The organism is Streptomyces sp. NBC_00078 (genome assembly GCF_026343335.1).
Taxonomy (GTDB): domain Bacteria; phylum Actinomycetota; class Actinomycetes; order Streptomycetales; family Streptomycetaceae; genus Streptomyces.
In genome coordinates this window covers 337,974-357,995 of sequence record NZ_JAPELX010000001.1, presented here as the reverse complement: position 1 = coordinate 357,995, position 20,022 = coordinate 337,974, and the positions used below count along the sequence as shown (strand labels likewise).

Sequence of the window (20,022 nt, the reverse complement as noted above, 5' to 3'; positions counted from 1 at the left end):
CCGTTGGGTCACGGTCACAAGCCGTGAGCTTAGGTGAGCCTACCTTTACTTTTCAACCGGCCGCAGAGATGGCCCCGACCTGGGCGCTTCGTGATTCGGGGGCTGCCGATGCCCCCCGTAGGCCAACTCACCAGGCGTGAAGTAAGGTAAGCCTGACCTTGCTGGCTGTCTTGTGAATCTCCTGTGCTGGAGCGCCCATGTCCGTGGCTCTGAAGGCCCACTCCGCCGGTGACGTCACGCATGCCCTCGGCGGTGTCTACCGGAGACTGTGCGAGGTCTGCGAAGCGCTGGCGGTACGGGTCGTGGCGCCGGGCCACGAACCGGCCCCGACAGCGGTCACCGCGGCCGAGCTGGCCTCGGACCGGGCCGCGCTCGCCGCCTTCGTCGACGCCGAGGCGGCCCGTATCCACGACCGTCACCAGGTCGCTGCCCGCCGTGACGTCGCCGCCTCGCGCGCCCTGCACGCCTACGCCTGGAACCTCGGCGTGCTGATGGGCGGGGCCTGGTATCTCCAGCGGCGCGTGCCCCAGATCCGGCTCGACGACGTCCGGCTGGACCTCGCCACAGGCAGGTACGAGATCACACCCGGCACCGAACTGGCTTGCCTGGCGGGCGACTTGGTCGCCTCGCAGCCCGGCGTGCTGACGCTCCGCCACGAGGACCAGCTGCGGGCCGCGCTGCGCAAGGCGATGGCCGATCACATGCGTCCGCTCCTGGCCGCGATCGGCCCCACCGCACGACGCGGGGCACGGTCGATGTGGGGCATGGTCGCCGACGACCTCGTGTCCGGCATCTGGTACCTGGGCCGGATGCTTGACCAGGAGGGCGACGCCGTGCGCGCCGCCACCGAAGTGCTGCCGATCGGCATGGCCCCGTACCCGGCCGGCGCCGGCTTCCGTGACCTGGCCGGAGTCGACGGCCGACGGCACATCACCCGTACCCGTACCGGCTGCTGCATGTTCTATGCGATCCGGCCCGCCGAGTCGTGCGTGACCTGTCCCCGCACCGGCGACGCGGAGCGGTTGCGCAGACTGGGAAGCGATGGCGCTTGACTGGCCCATCTACCTCTGACCTGCGGAGATGTGCTGTGTTGACATGGTTGTTCCGGTCGGATCGCACCCCTGTTGACCGTGGTTGACCGCGCTTACGGGCACGCCAGGGGTACGGAGCTGGGACTGTCGACAGCGCGCGGTGCGGTGACGGTGGGCCTGGCCATGACACACAACCGTCTACGGGACGTGCTGCTCAGGGCACGCAGCCAGAGCCCGCAGCAAGAGCAATCCGCGCCGGCGTTCTGAGCCGACGTTGTGTGTCGGGCGCGCGGGAGGGTTGCGCGAGCGCGGCGACCCGAGGCGGGGTTTCTGCTGGAGAGGGTGACGAGAATCGAACTCGCGCTCTCAGTTCGGGAAGCGGAGCGGGTCAGTCTGCCGTGGCCAGGAACTGAGTGGCCGCCAGCTCGGCGTAGAGCGGATCGGCGGCGACCAGTTCACGATGGGTGCCGACCGCACGCACCCGTCCCGCGTCCATGACCACGATCCGGTCGGCCATCGTCACCGTGGACAGCCGGTGGGCGACGACGAGGACCGTCGTCGTACGCGCGACATCGGAGACGGTGTCCCGCAGCGCCGCCTCGTTGACCGCGTCGAGCTGTGAGGTGGCCTCGTCGAGCAGCAGCAGCCGTGGCCGGCGCAGCAGTGCACGGGCGATGGCGACCCGCTGCCGCTCGCCGCCCGACAGCTTGGTGCCGCGATGTCCCACCAGCGTGTCGAGGCCCTTCGGCAGGCGGGCGACCAGCCCGTCGAGGCGGGTCGTCTTGAGTACTCGGTCGAGCGCGTCCTCGTCGGCGTCCGGGTTGCCCAGCAGCACATTGTCCCGCAGCGAACCCGACAGCACCGGGGCGTCCTGCTCCACATAGCCGATCGCCGCACGGAGCGGGGGCAACTCCCAGTCCGGCAGGCCCAGTCCGTCGAGGGTGATGGTGCCGGACTCGGGATCGTAGAACCGCTCGATGAGCGAGAACACCGTGGTCTTGCCCGCGCCTGACGGCCCGACGAACGCCGTCATGCCCCGCGCGGGCACGGCGAACGTCACCCCGTGGTGGACGTACGGCAGATCGTCGGCGTACCGGAAACGGACCTCGTCGAAGGCGAGGGATGCCGGCTGGGCGTCTGCGGAGGGCAACGGGGCGGGCGCGGTGGCCGGTTCGGACGGCAGACTCAGCGCCTCCTGGATCCGGGCGAGCGCGGCGGCGCCCGTCTGGTACTGCGTGATCGCGCCGACCACCTGCTGGATCGGGGACATGAGGTAGAAGACGTACAGCAGGAACGCCACCAGCGTGCCCACCTGGATGGAGCCGGTCGCCACCCGCGCCCCGCCCACCGCGAGCACCGTGATGAACGCGATCTGCATCGCGAGACCAGCCGTGTTGCCCGCCGCCGCCGACCACTTGGCGGCCCGTACGCTCTGCCGCCACGACTCCTCGGCGGCCTCGTGCAGCGTCCGCTCCTCCCGGTGCTCGGCGCCGGACGCCTTCACCGTGCGCAGCGCGCCGAGGATCCGCTCCAGCGAGGCGCCCATCACGCCGACCGCGTCCTGCGCCTGCCGGCTCGCCCGGTTGATGCGCGGCACGATCACCCCGAGCACCGTGCCCGCGCCCAGGATCACGCCCAGGGTGACGGCGAGCAGCACCGGGTCCACCAGGCCCATCATCGCCACGGTCGCGACGAGTGTGAGCCCGCCGGTGCCCAGTCCGACCAGCGAGTCGGTGGTGACCTCGCGCAGCAGAGTGGTGTCCGAGGTGATACGGGCCATCAGATCGCCCGGCTCGCTGCGGTCCACCGCCGGGATCCGCAGCCTCAGCAGATACGACGACAAGGTACGCCGCGCACCGAGGACCACCGACTCCGCGGTGCGACGCAGCACATACGAGCCGAGCGCGCCGACCGCCGCGTTGACGACCACCAGGACCGACATGACCACCAGCGCGCCGGTGATGGCCCGATCGTGCGAAAGGTCGTCGATCAGGCCCTTGGCCACCAGCGGCAACAGCAGCCCGGTGGCGCCCGTGACCAGCGAGAGCAAGGCGCCCGCCAGCAGCGCCCACCGATGCGGCCGCACGTAGGCGAGGAGCAACCGCCAGGCGGGCGGGCCGGACTCGGTCTCTGCGATGCTCACGGCGCTCCTCGGTATTGGACTGAAGCGTTCAGGCTACGTCGGCCTCCTGCCGTGCTGCCTGCCAGTTTTGTGCCATCGGGAGGGTGAGCGGTCGGCCGGCGCCTTCGGACAGACGGCCGGCGAGCCTGCCGGTCACGGCGTCACCGGGCCCGAGCGCGGCGTAGGCCGGACGGCCCCGTCCTCGTCGGCCACGGAGCCGTGCCGGAGCTGACCAGGTTCGCCGCCGACCACGGCTGGAGCGTGCACGTTCCGTGGCACCCCGCCGAGGTCCGCCGCACGCTCCTGCAGGCCGTACGAGACGGCGAGCGGGCCTACGTCCATGGGTCCGCCGGGTCCGACGCCGAACCGCGCGCCGCCGCCGAGGGCTTCGCACGGGCGTGGGACCACCGCCGCCGTTACTGATCAGTCACCCGTAGGGTCGGAAGGACGGACAGCAGCCGACGAAGGGTTCACCACCATGGCGCAGGAAGTACGCGGCGTGATCGCGCCGGGCAAGAACGAACCGGTGCGGGTGGACACGATCGTCGTGCCCGATCCGGGGCCCGGGGAGGCGGTGGTGCGCGTCCAGGCCTGCGGGGTCTGTCATACCGACCTGCACTACAAGCAGGGCGGGATCAGTGACGACTTCCCCTTCCTGCTCGGTCATGAGGCCGCGGGCGTGGTGGAGTCGGTGGGCGAGGGCGTCACGGACGTCGAGCCCGGAGATTTCGTCGTCCTCAACTGGCGTGCGGTGTGCGGGAACTGCCGGGCGTGCCTGCGGGGCCGGCCGTGGTACTGCTTCAACACGCACAACGCGAAGCAGAAGATGACCCTCACCGATGGCACGGAGCTGTCGCCGGCGCTGGGCATCGGCGCGTTCGCGGAGAAGACGCTGGTCGCGGCGGGCCAGTGCACGAAGGTCGACCCGTCGGTCTCACCCCAGGTGGCAGGGCTGCTGGGCTGTGGCGTGATGGCCGGGATCGGGGCGGCCATCAACACCGGCGGAGTCGGCCGGGGGGACAGTGTCGCCGTGATCGGCTGCGGCGGGGTCGGCGATGCCGCCGTCGCCGGGGCGAACCTCGCGGGCGCGGCGAGGATCATCGCGGTGGACATCGACGACCGGAAGCTGGCCACGGCGCGCGAGATGGGTGCCACGCACACCGTGAACTCCAGGCAGCGCGACGCCGTGGAGGCGATCCGTGAGCTGACCGGTGGCTTCGGCGCGGACGTGGTGATCGAGGCGGTGGGCCGCCCGGAGACGTATGAGCAGGCCTTCTACGCCCGCGACCTGGCGGGCACGGTCGTGCTGGTGGGTGTACCGACCCCGGAGATGAAGCTGGAGCTGCCGCTGCTGGACGTCTTCGGGCGGGGCGGATCGCTGAAGTCGTCCTGGTACGGCGACTGCCTGCCCTCCCGTGACTTCCCGATGCTCATCGACCTGCATCTGCAGGGTCGCCTGCCGCTGGACAAGTTCGTCACCGAGACCATCGAACTCGACGCGGTGGAGAAGGCGTTCGAGCGGATGCACCACGGTGACGTGCTGCGTTCGGTGGTGGTGCTGTGATGACCGCGCGCATCGAACGCCTCGTCACCTCCGGCCGGTTCACCCTCGACGGCGGCAGCTGGGAGGTCGACAACAACGTGTGGATCGTCGGCGACGACCACGAGGTGATCGTCATCGACGCGGCGCACGACGCCGAGGCCATCGCCGAGGCGGTGGGGGACCGACGGCTCACGGCCATCGTGTGCACCCACGCCCACAACGACCACATCGACGCCGCACCCGCGCTCGCCGACCGCACCGGCGCCACCATCTGGCTGCACCCCGACGACCTGCCGCTGTGGAAGCAGACCCACCCCGACCGGGACCCCGACGCCCATCTGATCGACGGCCAGGTCATCGAGGCCGCGGGCGCCGACCTCACGGTGCTGCACACGCCCGGGCACGCGCCGGGCGCCGTCTGTCTCTACGACCCCGCACTGGCCACGGTCTTCACTGGCGACACCCTCTTCCAGGGCGGCCCGGGCGCCACCGGCCGCTCGTACTCCCACTTCCCGACGATCATCAACTCCGTCCGCGACCGACTGCTCACCCTCCCGCCCGAGACCAAGGTCCTCACCGGCCACGGCGATGCGACCACCATCGGCGCCGAAGCCCCCGACCTGGAGGAATGGATCACCCGGGGCCACTGAGAGCGGCCGACGGATACGATCACCGAGCATGACCACCAACACAGTCGAAACCATCCATGGCGTACGCGTGCTGCGCGGCGCCTTCGGGGGCCCGCCGCTCGACGGTGAGCGGGCCGCGCTCGATCTGATCGGCGACGCGATGGGGCACGATGCCGAGCTGGTCGTGCTGCCCGTGGAACGGGTGGCGGACGAGTTCTTCCGGCTGAGTTCGGGAATCGCGGGTGCGGTCATGCAGAAGTTCGTGAACTACCGCGTGCGCCTCGCCGTCGTCGGCGACATCTCCCGGCTTGTTGCCGACAGCACGGCACTGCGCGATTTCGTCCACGAGACCAACCAGGGCGCCCACATCTGGTTCCTCGCCGACGACGACGCCCTCGGCGCCAGGCTGCGGCCGGCCGGGTGACCGGACCGGGTTCTCCGTAAAAGGCGACAGAAGATGTCCGGGTTCCCAGGCATCCTCGACCGTGACAGCAGTCGTGGGGAAACGGGAGGCCGAACATGTCCGCACCGCTGAAGGGCAAGGTGGCGCTGGTCGCCGGGGCGACGCGTGGCGCGGGCCGGGGGATCGCGGTGGAACTCGGTGCGGCCGGCGCCACGGTCTACGTCACCGGCCGCACCACCCGTACCCGGCGCTCCGAGTACGACCGCCCCGAGACCATCGAGGACGCCGCGGACCTCGTCACCGAGGCCGGCGGCCAGGGCATCGCCGTACCCACCGACCACCTCGACCCCGCACAGGTCCGCACCCTCGTGGACCGTGTTGCGGACGAGCAGGGCCGCCTCGACGTCCTCGTCAATGACATCTGGGGCGGCGAGAACCTCTTCGAATGGGAGAGCCCGGTCTGGGATCACGACCTCGACAACGGACTCAGGCTCCTGCGGCTCGCGGTCGACACCCATGCCATCACCAGCCACCACGCGCTGCCCCTGCTCCTGCGCCACCCCGGCGGACTGGTCGTCGAGGTCACCGACGGAACCGCCGAGTACAACCGCGACACCTACCGGAACTCCTTCTTCTACGACCTCGCCAAGACGTCCGTGCTGCGCATGGCCTTCGCCCTCAGCCACGAACTCGGGCCGCGCGGCGCCACCGCCGTCGCGCTGACCCCCGGCTGGCTGCGCTCGGAGATCATGCTCGACCAGTTCGGCGTGGGCGAGGACAACTGGCACGACGCCCTCGAACGCGTCCCCCACTTCGCCATCTCCGAGACCCCGCGCTATGTGGGCCGAGCCGTCGCGGCCCTCGCAGCCGATCCGGACGTGTCCCGGTGGAACGGCGATTCCCTCTCCAGTGGGGGACTGGCCAAGGAGTACGGCTTCACGGACCTCGACGGCAGCCGGCCGGACGCCTGGCGGTACGTGGTCGAGGTCCAGGACGCGGGGAAGCCGGCGGACACCACCGGATACCGGTGAGATCAGGCAGGGGGCACGGGCGGCAGCGGCCGGCGCGGAGTGGCCGGGCGTGAGCCCGAGATCGTCGCGTACGGAGGTGTAGTAGCCCTCGCGCCCGGCCCGCCGGCGCTCCAGCAGGCCCTGCCAGGCGGCGGGATCCCGCGTGCCCACCCGTACGGATCGCTCCATCTCCAGCACCGTGACGATCCACTCCCGGGCCTGCTCCACGGCCTTCGGGCTGCCCAGCAGGACGAGGGCCTCTCCATGCGGCTCCCGGGCCGTCCGGATCTCGGCGAGCAGCGGCTCCGCGTCCTGCGGCGACGGGGGATGCGGATGCGGATCGTTGCCGAGGTACGCCGCCACCCGGTAGGTCGGCGTGACCTGCTGCTTCAACGCCTGGGCCCAGCCCGCGTACACCGCGAACCGCCGTTCCTCCCGACGGGCCACCCGCTCGCGGCGGAACCGTGCCCGGTCGCCCCGGACGACCGCCGGATACGAGCCGAGGGCGCCGATCACGACACCTGTCAGCGCGGGGAGTTGCTGCACAAGCGCGGCCATGGACGCACGCTATCCGCCCTGCAGATCTTGGGGGGAGTACGTTCGGCCCATGGCTGACACCAAACGCTTCGAAGGGTACGGCGTCCTCGTCACCGGCGCCGCCCGCGGCATCGGCGCCGCCGTGGCGCGGAGGCTCGCCGAGGAGAGGGCCCGGGTGCTGGTGACCGACATGGACGCGCCCGAGGCCAAGAAGACCGCTGCCCGCCTGCGTGAACAGGGCCTGGCGACCGAGGCGTTGGCGTGCGACGTGGCGGACCGCGCCTCCGCGGAGGCGGCCGTCGCACACGCCGTCGGGGCCTTCGGCTCGCTGGACGTCCTGGTCAACAGCGCGGCGAGCTGCACCCCCGACACCCCGCTCTTCGAGGACGGGCCGGACGAGGCGTGGACCCGCGACGGACGACGTCGCCGCGGCCGTCGCCTTTCTCGCCTCCCGCGACGCGGCCTGGATCACCGGTACCGCGCTCACCGTCGACGGCGGCCTCACCGCGGTCAACACGGGATTTCTCCGAGCGACGCGACAGGAGAGGGACGCCTAGCGGTGCACCTCGTCACTCTGTGACCTGGGGCACTGCGAATGTCACCGTTTCGTCGCATCGTGAGGAAGCCTTGCAACCGATCGCGCGGGACGTCGGTCTAGGTGGCAGAGACCGCAGATCAGACGACCATTCCGTACGAAAGGCAAGGCCGGCCATGGGGGACATACGCAGACGGGGAGCCGTCGCACTCGGGATCACCGGACTGGTGGCACCGCTCGCACTCGCACTGGGCACCGCGCCCGCACAGGCGGCGACGAGCTGCACCACGTCGACCGGGCCCTACCAGAAGAAGGTCGAGAAGTTCCTCGGCCTGACCGTCGACGGCAGGCAGTCCGCCACGGACTGCAAGGCCATCAAGGCCTTTCAGACCAAGCACGGCATCACGCCGAACATCGGCTACGCCGGGTCCGTCACCTGGGGCGTGATGGATCTCATGAACAAGCAGAAGGCCGTCGGGAACAACCCCAACAGGAACGGCGCGTGCCCGACGAACAAGGGCCGCATCGCCTGCGTGAACCTCACCCTCCAGCTCAGCTGGATCCAGGACGGCAGCAGGCTCGTCTACGGCCCCGTCCCGGTCCGCACCGGCCGCGACGGCTACGAGACCCGCACCGGCCTCAAGAAGATCTACTGGCGGGACAAGAACCACGTCTCGAACCTCTACCACGTGCCGATGCCCTACAGCCAGTTCTTCGACGGCGGCCAGGCCTTCCACTCGGTCAACCTCAGCATGTGGAACCCGCCGGGCTCTCACGGCTGCGTCAACATGACCACCGCCACGGCCAAGAAGTACTGGTCGCTGCTGAAGACCGGCGACGACGTCTTCGTGTACGGCCGCAAGCCGGGCACCTGAGCCACGCGCAGGCACCCGGCCCGGTGGCTCAGCTCTCCGGCGCGTCCCCGAAGTCCGGGATCTCCAGCCTGGCCCCGCCCTGCCGTGCCGAATCATGCGCGACGATGCCCGGCAGGGTGTAGCGGGCGGCCACCCACGCGTTCACCGACGGCAGCGACCGCGTGTTCACGGCGGTCACGAAGTCGTCGACCAGGAAGTGGTGGCTGCCCTCGTGCCCGTTGTGCAGGTTGTCGAACTCCCGCGGCAGCCGGGCCCGGTCGTGCACCGGCGCCGAACCGGAGGTGAAGGCGGCCCGCAGATCCGGCGCGATGTGCTGGAGTGACGGGTCGTCAGGAGCCATGGTGGGCTTGGGCTCCAGCAGCTCGCTGATGTCCTGCACGCCCTTCTTGTCCTGCCACAGCGCGACCGTCGCGAGCTGCTCCATGCTCGCGTCGGTGCCGAAGAAGCGGAAGCGGGATTCGCGGATGTGCGAGGGGTAGCCGACCCGCCGGAACTCGTTCGTACGGAACGAACCGCCGCCCGCCACCTCGAACAGCGCGGTCGCGTTGGAGAAGTCGTTGCCGAACTGGCTGACGTCCTTGTCGAAGACACCGTCGCCGCGCTCGTCGACGACACCGATCGCCGACACGCTCACCGCGTGTGTCTGCCAGGCGCCGAGCACCCCGCCCACCGAATGCGTCGGGTAGAGCAGCGGGGGATAGCTGGCGGTCGCCTTCCAGTTCTCGCCGCCGCTGTACTGGTACGCCTCGTAGAACCCCAGGTCCATGTCGTGGACGTAGTCGCCCTCGGCGTAGAAGATCCGCCCGAAGGCACCCTCCGCGATCTGGTTGCGGGCGTGCACGGTCGCCGGGTTGTACTGGCTGGTCTCGCCCATCATGTAGGTCAGTCCGGTCGCCTTGACCGCGTCGATGATCGCCGCGATCTCCTCCGTGGAGATCGCCATGGGGACAGCGGAGTACACGTGCTTGCCCGCGTTCAGGCCCTGGAGGACCAGCGGCCCGTGCGTCCAGCGCTGGGTGAAGACCGCGACCGCGTCGACCGCCGTCGACTCCAGCATCGCCTCGTACGACGGGAAGGTGCCGGTGAGGCCTTCGGCGGCGGCGAGCTGCTCGGCCCGTTCCGGCAGGATGTCGGTGACGTGGACATCGCTCACGCCGGGATGGGCCAGGAACAGCTTGGCGAACTGGCCGGAGAACTGGCCGGCACCGACGATGCCGAGGGAGAACGTCATGGAAGGCATGCCCTTCATCAGTCGAGTCACTGGTCGAGAATCAGGTTGATCTGGCGGTTGGTCTGGTTCAGGCTGGTCGCGGATCTGCCGTTGCCGTGGATGTCCTGCATGGCCACTTACTTTTGGTGCGAAAGAATCCAGGCGTCAAGGCCCTGCGCCGCTTCTTTTCCGGCGGCGTGAGGCGCGCTATTCTGGGCTGGTTGTTTTCATGGTGAAAGAAATCATGTGGGAGTCTGGCCTTCATGACCACAGTTGCCGCCAGCTGGCTTCCGCTGAGCCCCGGTGAGCGCTCGGTGGCGATCGAGGTACTGGTCCACGGCCCGCTGTCGCGCACCGAACTCGCCCGGAGGCTCGACCTCTCCGCCGGCAGTCTCACCCGGCTGACCAAGCCGCTGATCGAGTCGGGCCTGCTGATCGAGACCGCCGAGGCCGGATCCCCGGCCGAGGTGCGCCAGGGGCGCCCCTCGCAGCCCCTGGCCGTCGTCGCCGAGTCCCGCTCCTTCATCGGCTTCAAGATCACCGAGGACAAGGTCTACGGCGTCGTCACCACCCTCAGGAGCGACATCGTCGCGCGCCACGACCGCCCGCTCGCCACCCATGACCCGGCCGAGGTCGCCGACCTGCTCGCGGAGATGACGGGCGAACTCGCCCGCACCCACCCGCGCCTCGCGGGCATCGGCATCGGCGTGGGCGGTCGGGTCGAGGACCGTGCCGTGGTGGGGGAGTCACCGTTCCTGGACTGGCGGGACGTGCCGCTGGCCGGCCTGGTCGGGGAGCGCACGGGACTGCCCGTCGTCGTGGAGAACGACGTCGCCGCCCTGGCCGAGGCCGAGACCTGGTTCGGGGCCGGCCGAGGCCTGGACCGCTTCGTCGTCCTCACCATCGGCGCCGGCATCGGCTACGGGCTCGTCCTGGGCGGCAGGCGGGTGTCCTGCGCCGAGGAGGACCGCGGATTCGGCCGTCACTGGATCATCAACCCCAACGGGCCGCTCACCCCCGACGGCGAGCGCGGCAGCGCCGTCTCGCTGCTGACCAGCTCCAGCATCCGCTACCAGGTCCGCGCCGCCACCGGCCGCGACCGGACGTACGAGGAGATCCTCGGCCTCGCCGCCGCCGGCGAACCCATGTCCGCCCGCGTCATCGACGAGGCGGCACGTGCTCTCGGCACTCTTGTCGCCCAGATCGCCAACTTCGCGATGCCGCAGAAGATCCTGCTCGCAGGCGAGGGCGTCGGCCTGATGGATGTGGCCGGAGACACGGTGCGGGAGGCGATCACCGTCCAGCGGCATCCGATGGCCGCCCCGGTCCCCCTGGAGACCAAGGTCTCCGACTTCCACGACTGGGCCCGCGGCGCCGCCGTCCTGGCGATCCAGGTGCTGGTGCTGGGAGCGGCTGAGGCGTGAACCCGACAGCCGGCCTTGTCGGACAGACGTGATCAGTAACACGGCCCCGAACGGTCTGATATGTCCATTTTGTTCGGCCTTACTCACAACGCCTTCACCTGCGGAGCCGTATGCTTCACACCATGTCCACCACTGTTGAACCCGCCTCCGATCGCTCGGCAGACGAGGTCAACGAGGAGATCCGGGCCCTGTGGCACCGGTCGGGCGGGACACTGAGCGGCGAGCAGCGCGAGGAATACCAGCGTCTCGTCCTGGAGTGGGCCGCCGCGGCCCCTCAGCCGGCGCGAGCGGCCTGAGCATCAGCTGAGGCCCACCGCGCATCGGAGCCCCGGACCGGGGCATCCCACACCGAATGGGCCCTCTCCTCGCACTGACCTCGGCTGTCCGCTACGCCATTGTCGACTTCACCGATGGGCTGCCGTCCCGCTGCGGCACCTTCGCCGCGACCACCTTCCTCGGCCAACTGGGCGGCCTGCTGCTCGCCGGCGCCGCCGCCTTTCTCGTGCCCGCGGACGCCGTCCGTCCTGAGGCTGCCGGGACGCCTCATCGCCCAGGCGCTGATGGCCGGGGCCGTGGCCGCGCTCGGCCTGGTCCTTGGTCTGCTCGCCGCCCAGCGGCAGTTGCTCGCCGTCGCCGTGGTCCTCCCTCTGCCCTGCCCGTCGTCCTCGGCCTGGCCCTCCTGCACGAACGGGTCACCCGGCGGCAGACGGCCGGGCTACTGGGCGCCGCGGCCGCCACCGTCCTGCTGACGCTCGGCTGACCGGTCAGCTCCAGCGCGCCGAGTAGTAGCGCCGGTATTCCTTGCGATCCTGCTCGGCGCGGATGTAACGGGTGGCCACCAGCGCGAGCAGGCTGCCCCCGATGACCAGCATGCCGGGGCCGACGTTCTTGGGGTCCGCGAGCCGGGCCAGCAGCGTCTCACCGTTCGCGGCACCCGTCGTGGGGGCCGAGGAGCCGGGGGAGGTGGCTCCGGGAGCGATCGCGCTGTGCGTGGCAGAGGTGGACGGCGCGGGCGACGGCGCGGCGCCCTGCCCGGCGGCCTGCTTCGACACGATCATCTGGACGCCGAGCGCCTGCATCGCCTTCGTCACCGGCTGGAAGAACGTCGTGCCGCCCGAGGTGCAGTCGCCGCTGCCGCCCGAGGTCACGCCCAGTGCGATGCCGTCGGAGAACAACGGGCCGCCGCTGTCCCCGGGTTCGGCGCACACATTCGTCTCGATGAGGCCGGTGACGGTGCCCTCCGGGTAGTTGACCGTGGCGTCGAGCCCCTTCACCTCGCCGTCGTGCAGTCCGCTGGTGCTGCCGCTGCGGAACACCCGCTGCCCGACGGCCGGGTCGGCGACGCCGGTGATGCGCACACCGTTGCCCTTGCCGATGGCCACGATGTCGGCTCCGTTGCCCGCCGTGCCGTTCGCGTACTGGACCAGCGAGAAGTCGCTGCCGGGGAAGTTCTGCTGGACCGTCCTGCCCAGCTGCTGGTTGCCCTGGCTGTCGGCGAACCAGATGGACCCCGTCGGCCCGCAGTGGCCGGCGGTGAGGATGAAGTCGCTCTTGCCGTTCGTCACGTTGAAACCCGCCGAGCAGCGCCCGCCGGTCGACAGGATCGGCGACGCCCCGTTGAGCCGGGTGGTGAACTCGCCCTGGGCGCGCTCCATGCGGACATAACTGCCGATGCCGGTCGCCACCTTGGTCATCCCCGACCAGTCGGTGGACGAGACGGTGCTGTCGGCCTGCACCACCACCTTGTTCGTCCGGTAGTCCATGACCCACGCCGTACCGGCGACCCGGGGCGCCGAACGCAGCGTCGCCGCGGCCGCCCTCAGCTCGTTCATGCTGTGGCCGACCATCTTCGACGCGACCCCCGCGCGCTCGACCTCGGCCGCAGCCTTCGCGTCGGTCACCGCGACGACCGGACGTCCGTCGGTGCCGATCCAGGTGCCTGCCGTACGGGCCGTGCCGAGCCTGGACACGAGCGCGGCACCAGGGTTGTCCGACGTCCCCGAGTCGCTGAGCGGGAGCGCGGAGGTAGCCGACGGTTCGCTCGCCATGGCGGCCTGCGTCACCATCGCTCCTCCCAGGAGGAGTCCGCCGACGGCCGCCAGCCGCGTCACTCGCCGGACGATCCGTCGTCGTGCGTGCCTCATGCATGGCTCCCGAACCCGAACGCGCGGCGTCAACGCCACGGGGCCCTCCGGTCGTTGAGTGCCCTCATCTCCATACGTGGCATCAGACGATCGCGTTCAGCGCCCGGGTGATCTTCTCAGCTCTTGCGGCCCACCCCGCCGTACATGGCCACTTCCCGCGGTCCGCCCCCGGGCGTCCGCTCGGGACGCCAGCGCGAGCAGGAGACCACGCCCGGGTCCAGCAGCTCCAGGCCGTCGAAGAAGCGGGCCACCGCCTCGGGGGTGCGCTGGGTCAGCGCCGGGGTGCCGTGCTCGTTCCAGAACCGGACCGCCGCGTCCACCTCGGGCAGCCCCGGGCCGGAGATGGTGTGGGACAGGACGAGATGGCTGCCGGACGGCAGCGCCTCCATGAACCGCCGCACGACACCGTACGGGTCCTCGTCGTCGCGGAGGAAGATGATCACTCCTAGCAGCATCAGAGCCACCGGCTGTGTGAAGTCCAGGCTGTCGGCCGCTCGCTCCAGGATCGACTCGACGTTGCGCACGTCCTCGTCCAGATGATCGGTGCGGCCCTGGGGCGAACTGGTGAGCAGCGCGCGGGCATGGGCCAGGACGAGCGGGTCGTTGTCGACGTACACGATCCGCGCGTCCGGGGCCAGACGCTGGGCGACCTCGTGCGTGTTGTCGGCGGTGGGCAGGCCGGTGCCTATGTCGAGGAACTGCCGGATCCCCGCGTCGGCCACCAGATGACGCACGGCGCGTCCCAGGAAGAGTCGGTCGGCACGGGCGTACTCGCCGATGGCCGGATGCAGTTCGCGGATCCGGTCGCCGGCCACCCGGTCGACCTCGTAGTAGTCGCCGCCGCCGAGCCAGTAGTTCCAGATCCGGGCCGTGTGCGGGCGCACCGTGTCGATGCGTCTGCGCAGCGCCGCCGCCGGATCTTCGGTGACTGCCGGGTTCTCCGTCAAGAGGTCTGCTCCAGGAATGCCTGATGGTGCGGTGCGTACGACGACAACCGGCAATCTAGACGGCAGAGTTGATGTCTGCCGAGGGTGAGGGAGGAGTGTTTTCGGCGCCGGGTGCTGCTCGCCCTGCGGAACAGGTCGTTCCAGGTCGTGCCGGCGCCCCCTATCTTGTGCCCCATGACCAGGATCCCGCACGACACGTCCGGTGAACCGAATCCCCTCCGCGCACTCTCCCTGGAGAGCCTGCGATGCCGTACGAGCATGAAGTGGCGCACCTACCCGGCCGACGTGCTGCCCCTGTGGGTGGCCGAGATGGACGTACCGCTAGCCGAACCAGTCGTCCGCGCGGTCACCGACGCGCTCGCGCTCGGGGACACCGGCTACCCGGCGGGCACCGCCTACGCCGAGGCGCTCGCCGCCTTCGCCGAGAAGAGGTGGAGGTGGGACGGGCTCGCCGTGGAGCGCACGGCGATCGTGCCCGACGTCATGCTGGGCGTCGTCGAGATGCTCAAACTGGTCACCGGGCACGGGGATCCCGTGGTCGTGAACTCGCCGGTGTATCCGCCGTTCCACCCGTTCATCGAGCACATGGACCGGCAGGTCAGGGAGGCACCGCTCGGCGCTGACCTGCGAATCGACCTCGGCACGCTGGAGGACGCCTTCCGGCAGGCGGTCGCCGGCGGTCGCCGGGCCGCCTACCTGCTGTGCAGCCCGCACAACCCGACCGGAACCGTGCACAGTGCCGAGGAACTCGCCGCCGTGGCGGCCCTCGCCGACCGGTACGGGGTGCGCGTGGTGGCGGACGAGATCCATGCCCCGCTGACCGCCTCGGGCGTGGACTTCGTGCCGTACCTGAGTGTGCCCGGAGCGGAGCACGGGCTGTCCCTCATGTCCGCCTCGAAGGCATGGAACCTGGCGGGGCTGAAAGCGGCGCTCGCCGTCGCGGGCCAGGCGGCCGCCGCCGACCTCGCCCGGCTGCCCGAGGAGGTCAGCCACGGCCCCAGCCACATCGGCGTCATCGCCCACACGGCCGCCCTGACCGACGGCACCGCCTGGCTGGACGCGCTGCTCGCCGGCCTCGACGACAACCGGCGGCTGCTCGCCGGCCTGCTCGCCGAACACCTCCCGGCCGTCGCCCACCGGCCGGGCGAGGCCACCTACCTGGCCTGGCTCGACTGCCGCGCCCTCGGCCTCGGCGACGATCCCGCGGCCGTGTTCCTGGAGCGGGGGAGGGTGGCCGTGAACTCGGGAATTCCCTTCGGCATCGGTGGGGCGGGGCACGTACGCCTGAACCTGGCGACCTCGCCCGAGGTGATCACCGAAGGCGTACGGCGGATGGCAGCGGCACTCGACTGAACAGAAGGAACCGTGCCGGGCGGCAGGGTGCACCAGGCAGCAGGTCGGGTGTCATGGACATGTGACGGTGCCCTGCCATGATGACTCCATGCGCGTGCTGATTCCGGTCCCTGACCACGACTTCGACGTCACCGAGGTGGCCGTGCCCTGGCGGCTGCTCACCGATGCCGGGCACGAGGTCGTCTTCGCCACCGAGCATGCCGGAACCCGGCCCGCCGCCGATCCACGGCTGCTGACCGGGGTGCTGTTCGGGCAGCTCGGCGCGGCGGACGAACCCAGGAGGTTCTACGAACAGCTCGCCGCGGCACCGGAGTTCACCGCCACGGTGGCCTGGGGCGAGGTGGACGTGACGGCGTACGACGGGCTGCTGCTGCCGGGCGGACACGCACCCGGCATGCGGCAGTACCTCGGCTCGGCTCAGCTGCAGGCGCAGGTCGCCCGCTTCTGGGCACTGGGCCGGCCGGTCGGCGCGATCTGCCACGGAGTGCTGGTCCTGGCCCGGACCCAGGACCCCGGCACGGGCCGCAGCATCCTGGCCGGCCGCCGGACGACCTGCCTGCCCAGGTACATGGAACGCACCGCCTACCTGACCACCGCCTGGCGCCTCGGCCGCTACTACCGGACCTACCCTGCGTACGTGGAGGACGAGGTGCGCGCCGCCCTCACGGACCCCGCCCGGTTCGAGCGTGGCCCCCGGGTACTCACCCGGCGCGGCACGGCGAGCGACGACACGCACGCCTTCGTCGTCCAGGACGGAACCTTCGTGTCGGCGCGCTGGCCGGGGGACGCCTACCTCTTCGCCCGGCGTTACCTCGAGCTGCTCGGGGCGTCGGCCGCTCACTGAGGGCGCCGCCGCATGGTCCCGGACTTCGCCGCGTCTGCTTAGACTTCCCGGTATGGACGACTCGTCGCTGGAGCGGCTCGGTGCGGGCAAGTACGTGCTGATCACCAGCTATCGCAAGAACGGCACGCCGGTCGCCACTCCGGTGTGGGTGGTCCGCGACGGCGACACCCTCGGTGTGTGGACGGCCGCCGACTCCTGGAAGGTGAAGCGGATCCGGGCCCGCGGCGACGTTCTCGTCGGCCCCTGCGACCTGCGCGGCAATCCCACCGGCAGCCAGGTCCCCGCCACCGCGGAGATCGGCGACGAGGCGACCGTCGCCCGCTACCGCGAACTCATCGCCCGCAAGTACGGAATCACGGGCCGTCTCACTCTGCTGGGCAGCCGCCTGCGCCGGGGCCTGAAGGGCACCGTCGGCATCCGCGTGACGCTCGAGCCCTGAAGCCTGAAGTCCGGACCCTGAACCCGGAAATGCGGACGGCCGCGCGGTCCTCCCGGGAGGACCGCGCGACCGCCACGACGGCGCCGCCGTTCCTATGACGCGTCCAGCACCGTGCCGTTCAGTACCTGCTGCGGTTCACTGATGTCGTCGAGCCGTTCGAGGCGGACGGACTCGGCGGGCTCCGTCACCCGGTCCCTGACGGTGAGCACCGTCAGCTCCCCGGTCAGCTGACCCGCGGGCACGTCGGATGACAGGTAGACGGCGGCCTGGGACAGGGGACGCTCCGGGTCCGGGCTCTGGTCCGAGGTGGAGTTGAGCCAGGCCGGGTCCACGTCCTTCGTGGACAGCTCCGGCCCGGCGGTGACCGGCACGGCCAGGTACGTCGGGCCGAAGTCCACGTCCGCGGCCTCCGACAGGGACACCTTCCACTTCAGGGGCTGCCCCTCGGTCACCCGGTCCGCGATCGGTGTGACGGAGACCGTGGGCATCGGATCGTCGTTCAGCACCGTGACCCCGCCCACGTACGAGCCGATGACGGCACCCCTCACGGCCTTGACGACCACGTCGGTCTCCGCGTCCTCGGAGTAGCGCTTGTTGCCCTTCACCCGGACCGGCACGTCGATGTCGTGGCCGCCCGGATGCACGGACAGCAGGTGCCCCTTCGCCTCGCCGGTGACCGGATCGACGACGTACACGCGGACCTGGCCGGTGCCCCGGCCGGACACCCGCACCGGCACCTGGTAGGTGCGGACGCCCGAGTCGCCCTCCTTGACGGTCGTGCGGCCGATGTCGACACGCGGCAGCGCGGCCTCCCGCACCGCCGGGGTACCCGGGCGCCAGCCCCACGCGTCCATCAGCCAGGCCTTCCCCTTGGCCGAACGCGGCGTCAGTTCAAGGGAGGTGACGTGCTTCAGGTCGAGACCGGCCCGGGCGGCGGCGGTCAGTGGGACGCGGACTTCACGGGCCCAGTAGGAGGCGGTCAGGCCGCTGCCCGGCAGTCCGTCGACACGGACGCGGCCGAGCGCGGCCCGCCTGCCATGGGTGTCGGTGAGGGCCACGTCGAGCCCGGTGCCGGTGGAGTTGGGCGGCACGATCACCCGCAGGGCCAGGTCCTTGGCACCGCCGAGCGAAACCGGCGCGTCGGGACGGACCCGCACCACCGGTCCGGGCGCCGGCCAGCTCAGCGCCACCGCGCGTCGGCCGGCCTCGGGGTTCGTCCTCCACCCGGCGAAGTGCGGCGAGGCACCCTGGGTGTCGGGCCCGAGGCAGGCCACGTGCTCGTCCGGGTCCACGGCCGAGCACAGACGTCCACCGGTCACCCTGACCTTGCCGTCCGGCAGGAACCCGCCCCGGCGGTTCGCACCGACCGCGTGCGTGAGCACACGCGCGGGGTCGGCGGACGGCGCCCGCCGGTCCGACCCGTCGAGCAGCGGACGCACCCGGTCGTCACCGGCGACGAACAGCCGGGCCGCCGCGGCGATGTAGGTGCTGCCCGCCCGGTGCTGCCGGTCCGCGGTCAGCCGGGTCGCGGTACCGGGCGAGCAGACCGGGTCCGGGTGTTCGGGGTCGTCGGAGAAGTCGTCCTGCGCGGGCGCCTCGGCCTGCCCGGGAGTCCACTCCGTGTTGAAGAAGTTGTGGTTGGCGCCGACCACGTACACCGCGCTGTGCAGTGCGGCACCACGGCTGACCGAGCGGGTGCCGTCGACGTACACCTCGCCCTGCAGATCGGAGACGTCGCCGTCGCAGCCGGGCAGGATCGTCACCGACGGGACGTCCGCGACCGGATTCTGGCCGAAGATCGTCGGTCCGATCAGGACGGAGCCGCGGATGTGCCAGCGCACCGGGCCGTGGTAGCCGTCCTGCGCCGCGGGCGGCGGGTAGAGGCTGTCCATCGCGGCGCGGTTGACGCCCTCGCCGCCGCGCGAGTGGCCGACGAGGAGGACACGCGAGAGGTCGGCCGGCGGTGCGTCGCGTACGACCGCGGGGGCCGCGTCGGGGTGGGCGGCCCAGTCGGCCCAGCGGGCCAGGTGCTGTCGCACCAGGGAGGAGCGGGCCTGGGCGCCGGCGTCCTCGGCGTCGTCGTCCTGGGCGTTGATGCCGTTGGCGGAGATCGACACCGTCACATAGCCCTGGGAGGCAAGGAGTTGCTGGTCGCGCAAGTAGCCCCGGTAGCTCGGGATCGACTTGGTGCCGGCCGGGCAGGGCCAGGCGCCGGAGGAGTCGTCGCCGGAGTAGCAGGTGAAGTGGCGGCCGTGCAGGAACAGGGCGAGCGGCCGGTGGCCGGTGGCGCCTTTCGGCGCGACCACCACGGCGCGCATCTCGACCGGCTCGGGGAAGCCGGGCAGCTTCACCGGGTCGAGGTCGTACTCACCGGTGGCCGTGCGGTACTGACCCGGCTTGCCGGGGTCGACGGAGTTCGCCGGGAGCCGGGCAGGCGGCTGCGCGGCGACCGGCTCCCGCCGGACGCGCGGGGCGAGCGTACGGCCCGCAGCGTCCAACTGCCGCTCCCCGACCCGTACTTGAAGACCCTTCAGTTGTCCTGCTGCCCCTGCTGCCCCTGCTGCCCCTGCTGCCCCTGCTGCCCCTGCTGACCCTGCTGCCCTTGCGTCCGCTCCCTGTCCGAGATCGAGACGGAAGGTGCGTCCGTCCTCGCCCGACACCGGGTGACCGAGCAGCCGGTCCCCGGCATAGAAGCCGACGCGTGCGTCCCCCATCGGCACGCGGGCGGTCGAGCGCCAGACGAGTTGCCGTACGCCGTGCGTGAAGGTGATCCGCCAGCCGGGCGGGAGACCGCCGTCGCTGTCGGCGGCTGCCACAGAGGGTCTGGCGTCCGGCGGCTGTGCCGCCTGTGCCGGCCCTGGCGATCCCCCCGCCACCGCGAGTACCGCCGCAGCGGTGACCCATATTCGCCGGACATGGAACAAGGTTGCCCTCCCTCAAGTGCGATGCAGAGGCACCCCGTTGGTCCGCGGGGCC

At 71.0% G+C, this 20,022-nt stretch carries 18 protein-coding genes and 1 pseudogene; 14 read left to right on the top strand and 5 right to left on the bottom strand.

The window, feature by feature from the left end:
* The first annotated feature begins 197 nt into the window (after positions 1 to 197).
* On the top strand, positions 198 to 1,052 hold the full coding sequence (locus tag OOK07_RS01660) for a (2Fe-2S)-binding protein (protein ID WP_266794735.1): 855 nt from the start codon (positions 198 to 200) through the stop codon (positions 1,050 to 1,052).
* A 367-nt stretch (positions 1,053 to 1,419) separates the two neighbouring features.
* Here OOK07_RS01660 and OOK07_RS01655 read toward each other — a convergent pair whose 3' ends face one another.
* Positions 1,420 to 3,174 carry an ABC transporter ATP-binding protein gene (locus OOK07_RS01655; RefSeq protein ID WP_266794734.1) on the bottom strand — a complete coding sequence of 585 codons (1,755 nt, stop codon included), beginning with the start codon at positions 3,172 to 3,174 and terminating at the stop codon, positions 1,420 to 1,422.
* Between the two features lie 198 nt (positions 3,175 to 3,372).
* Between OOK07_RS01655 and OOK07_RS01650 the strand changes: the two genes are divergently transcribed.
* The 7 genes and pseudogenes from OOK07_RS01650 to OOK07_RS01615 all read left to right on the top strand — a co-directional run bounded on the left by OOK07_RS01650 (position 3,373) and on the right by OOK07_RS01615 (position 8,685).
* Entirely contained in the window at positions 3,373 to 3,576 is a 204-nt protein-coding gene (locus OOK07_RS01650) for a hypothetical protein (RefSeq protein ID WP_266676142.1), read from the top strand.
* Positions 3,577 to 3,631: 55 nt separating this feature from the next.
* On the top strand, positions 3,632 to 4,717 hold the full coding sequence (locus OOK07_RS01645; RefSeq protein WP_266794733.1) for an S-(hydroxymethyl)mycothiol dehydrogenase: 1,086 nt from the start codon (positions 3,632 to 3,634) through the stop codon (positions 4,715 to 4,717).
* A complete protein-coding gene (locus tag OOK07_RS01640; RefSeq protein WP_266676138.1) occupies positions 4,717 to 5,346 on the top strand; it encodes an MBL fold metallo-hydrolase in 630 nt (209 codons plus the stop codon). The genes OOK07_RS01645 and OOK07_RS01640 overlap by 1 nt, the downstream gene beginning before the upstream one ends.
* A 28-nt stretch (positions 5,347 to 5,374) precedes the next feature.
* Positions 5,375 to 5,749 carry a DUF4180 domain-containing protein gene (locus OOK07_RS01635; RefSeq protein WP_266676136.1) on the top strand — a complete coding sequence of 125 codons (375 nt, stop codon included), beginning with the start codon at positions 5,375 to 5,377 and terminating at the stop codon, positions 5,747 to 5,749.
* Between the two features lie 95 nt (positions 5,750 to 5,844).
* Complete coding sequence (locus OOK07_RS01630) at positions 5,845 to 6,759, top strand: SDR family oxidoreductase (RefSeq protein WP_266676134.1); 915 nt, start codon at positions 5,845 to 5,847, stop codon at positions 6,757 to 6,759.
* A 586-nt stretch (positions 6,760 to 7,345) separates the two neighbouring features.
* A pseudogene (locus OOK07_RS01620) lies at positions 7,346 to 7,832 on the top strand (SDR family NAD(P)-dependent oxidoreductase).
* A 154-nt stretch (positions 7,833 to 7,986) separates the two neighbouring features.
* On the top strand, positions 7,987 to 8,685 hold the full coding sequence (locus tag OOK07_RS01615; RefSeq protein ID WP_266676132.1) for a L,D-transpeptidase family protein: 699 nt from the start codon (positions 7,987 to 7,989) through the stop codon (positions 8,683 to 8,685).
* A 28-nt stretch (positions 8,686 to 8,713) separates the two neighbouring features.
* On the opposite strand, the gene OOK07_RS01610 is transcribed toward OOK07_RS01615, so the two are convergent.
* Positions 8,714 to 9,916: a Gfo/Idh/MocA family protein gene (locus OOK07_RS01610; protein ID WP_266683272.1), complete on the bottom strand. Its 1,203-nt coding sequence runs from the start codon at positions 9,914 to 9,916 to the stop codon at positions 8,714 to 8,716.
* A gap of 242 nt (positions 9,917 to 10,158) precedes the next feature.
* Between OOK07_RS01610 and OOK07_RS01605 the strand changes: the two genes are divergently transcribed.
* From OOK07_RS01605 to OOK07_RS01595, 3 genes are all read left to right on the top strand, one after another.
* The gene (locus OOK07_RS01605; RefSeq protein WP_266676130.1) at positions 10,159 to 11,319 is read left to right on the top strand and encodes an ROK family transcriptional regulator; all 1,161 of its coding nucleotides are present in this window, start codon (positions 10,159 to 10,161) and stop codon (positions 11,317 to 11,319) included.
* Between the two features lie 110 nt (positions 11,320 to 11,429).
* A complete protein-coding gene (locus tag OOK07_RS01600) occupies positions 11,430 to 11,615 on the top strand; it encodes a hypothetical protein (RefSeq protein ID WP_266527958.1) in 186 nt (61 codons plus the stop codon).
* A 56-nt stretch (positions 11,616 to 11,671) separates the two neighbouring features.
* Positions 11,672 to 12,079 (top strand): hypothetical protein, encoded by a 408-nt coding sequence (locus OOK07_RS01595; RefSeq protein ID WP_266676128.1) that lies wholly within the window; start codon positions 11,672 to 11,674, stop codon positions 12,077 to 12,079.
* Positions 12,080 to 12,083: 4 nt separating this feature from the next.
* Here the strand turns inward: OOK07_RS01595 and OOK07_RS01590 are convergent, their stop codons facing one another.
* Together OOK07_RS01590 and OOK07_RS01585 are read right to left on the bottom strand one after the other, a co-directional pair.
* Positions 12,084 to 13,463, bottom strand: a complete 1,380-nt coding sequence (locus OOK07_RS01590) for a S1 family peptidase (RefSeq protein WP_266676126.1) — start codon at positions 13,461 to 13,463, stop codon at positions 12,084 to 12,086.
* Positions 13,464 to 13,579: 116 nt separating this feature from the next.
* A complete protein-coding gene (locus OOK07_RS01585) occupies positions 13,580 to 14,410 on the bottom strand; it encodes an SAM-dependent methyltransferase (protein ID WP_266794732.1) in 831 nt (276 codons plus the stop codon).
* A 174-nt stretch (positions 14,411 to 14,584) separates the two neighbouring features.
* Between OOK07_RS01585 and OOK07_RS01580 the strand changes: the two genes are divergently transcribed.
* The 3 genes from OOK07_RS01580 (at position 14,585) to OOK07_RS01570 (ending at position 17,046) form a co-directional block, all read left to right on the top strand.
* Positions 14,585 to 15,763: a MalY/PatB family protein gene (locus OOK07_RS01580; RefSeq protein ID WP_266794731.1), complete on the top strand. Its 1,179-nt coding sequence runs from the start codon at positions 14,585 to 14,587 to the stop codon at positions 15,761 to 15,763.
* A gap of 88 nt (positions 15,764 to 15,851) precedes the next feature.
* Positions 15,852 to 16,607: a type 1 glutamine amidotransferase domain-containing protein gene (locus tag OOK07_RS01575; protein ID WP_266676116.1), complete on the top strand. Its 756-nt coding sequence runs from the start codon at positions 15,852 to 15,854 to the stop codon at positions 16,605 to 16,607.
* 52 nt (positions 16,608 to 16,659) lie between these two features.
* Positions 16,660 to 17,046, top strand: coding sequence for a PPOX class F420-dependent oxidoreductase (locus OOK07_RS01570; RefSeq protein WP_266794730.1), 387 nt, complete (start codon positions 16,660 to 16,662; stop codon positions 17,044 to 17,046).
* A gap of 92 nt (positions 17,047 to 17,138) precedes the next feature.
* Here the strand turns inward: OOK07_RS01570 and OOK07_RS01565 are convergent, their stop codons facing one another.
* Positions 17,139 to 19,970, bottom strand: coding sequence for a dienelactone hydrolase family protein (locus tag OOK07_RS01565; RefSeq protein WP_266794729.1), 2,832 nt, complete (start codon positions 19,968 to 19,970; stop codon positions 17,139 to 17,141).
* Positions 19,971 to 20,022: the final 52 nt, after the last annotated feature.

Bases quoted from the DNA above. Each gene is read 5' to 3' on its own strand.
- OOK07_RS01660 (WP_266794735.1), top strand. From the start codon at position 198: ATGTCCGTGGCTCTGAAGGCCCACTCCGCCGGTGACGTCACGCATGCC.
- OOK07_RS01645 (WP_266794733.1), top strand. From the start codon at position 3,632: ATGGCGCAGGAAGTACGCGGCGTGATCGCGCCGGGCAAGAACGAACCG.
- OOK07_RS01640 (WP_266676138.1), top strand. From the start codon at position 4,717: ATGACCGCGCGCATCGAACGCCTCGTCACCTCCGGCCGGTTCACCCTC.
- OOK07_RS01635 (WP_266676136.1), top strand. From the start codon at position 5,375: ATGACCACCAACACAGTCGAAACCATCCATGGCGTACGCGTGCTGCGC.
- OOK07_RS01630 (WP_266676134.1), top strand. From the start codon at position 5,845: ATGTCCGCACCGCTGAAGGGCAAGGTGGCGCTGGTCGCCGGGGCGACG.
- OOK07_RS01615 (WP_266676132.1), top strand. From the start codon at position 7,987: ATGGGGGACATACGCAGACGGGGAGCCGTCGCACTCGGGATCACCGGA.
- OOK07_RS01610 (WP_266683272.1), bottom strand. From the start codon at position 9,916: ATGACGTTCTCCCTCGGCATCGTCGGTGCCGGCCAGTTCTCCGGCCAG.
- OOK07_RS01605 (WP_266676130.1), top strand. From the start codon at position 10,159: ATGACCACAGTTGCCGCCAGCTGGCTTCCGCTGAGCCCCGGTGAGCGC.
- OOK07_RS01600 (WP_266527958.1), top strand. From the start codon at position 11,430: ATGCTTCACACCATGTCCACCACTGTTGAACCCGCCTCCGATCGCTCG.
- OOK07_RS01595 (WP_266676128.1), top strand. From the start codon at position 11,672: ATGGGCCCTCTCCTCGCACTGACCTCGGCTGTCCGCTACGCCATTGTC.
- OOK07_RS01590 (WP_266676126.1), bottom strand. From the start codon at position 13,463: ATGAGGCACGCACGACGACGGATCGTCCGGCGAGTGACGCGGCTGGCG.
- OOK07_RS01580 (WP_266794731.1), top strand. From the start codon at position 14,585: ATGACCAGGATCCCGCACGACACGTCCGGTGAACCGAATCCCCTCCGC.
- OOK07_RS01575 (WP_266676116.1), top strand. From the start codon at position 15,852: ATGCGCGTGCTGATTCCGGTCCCTGACCACGACTTCGACGTCACCGAG.
- OOK07_RS01570 (WP_266794730.1), top strand. From the start codon at position 16,660: ATGGACGACTCGTCGCTGGAGCGGCTCGGTGCGGGCAAGTACGTGCTG.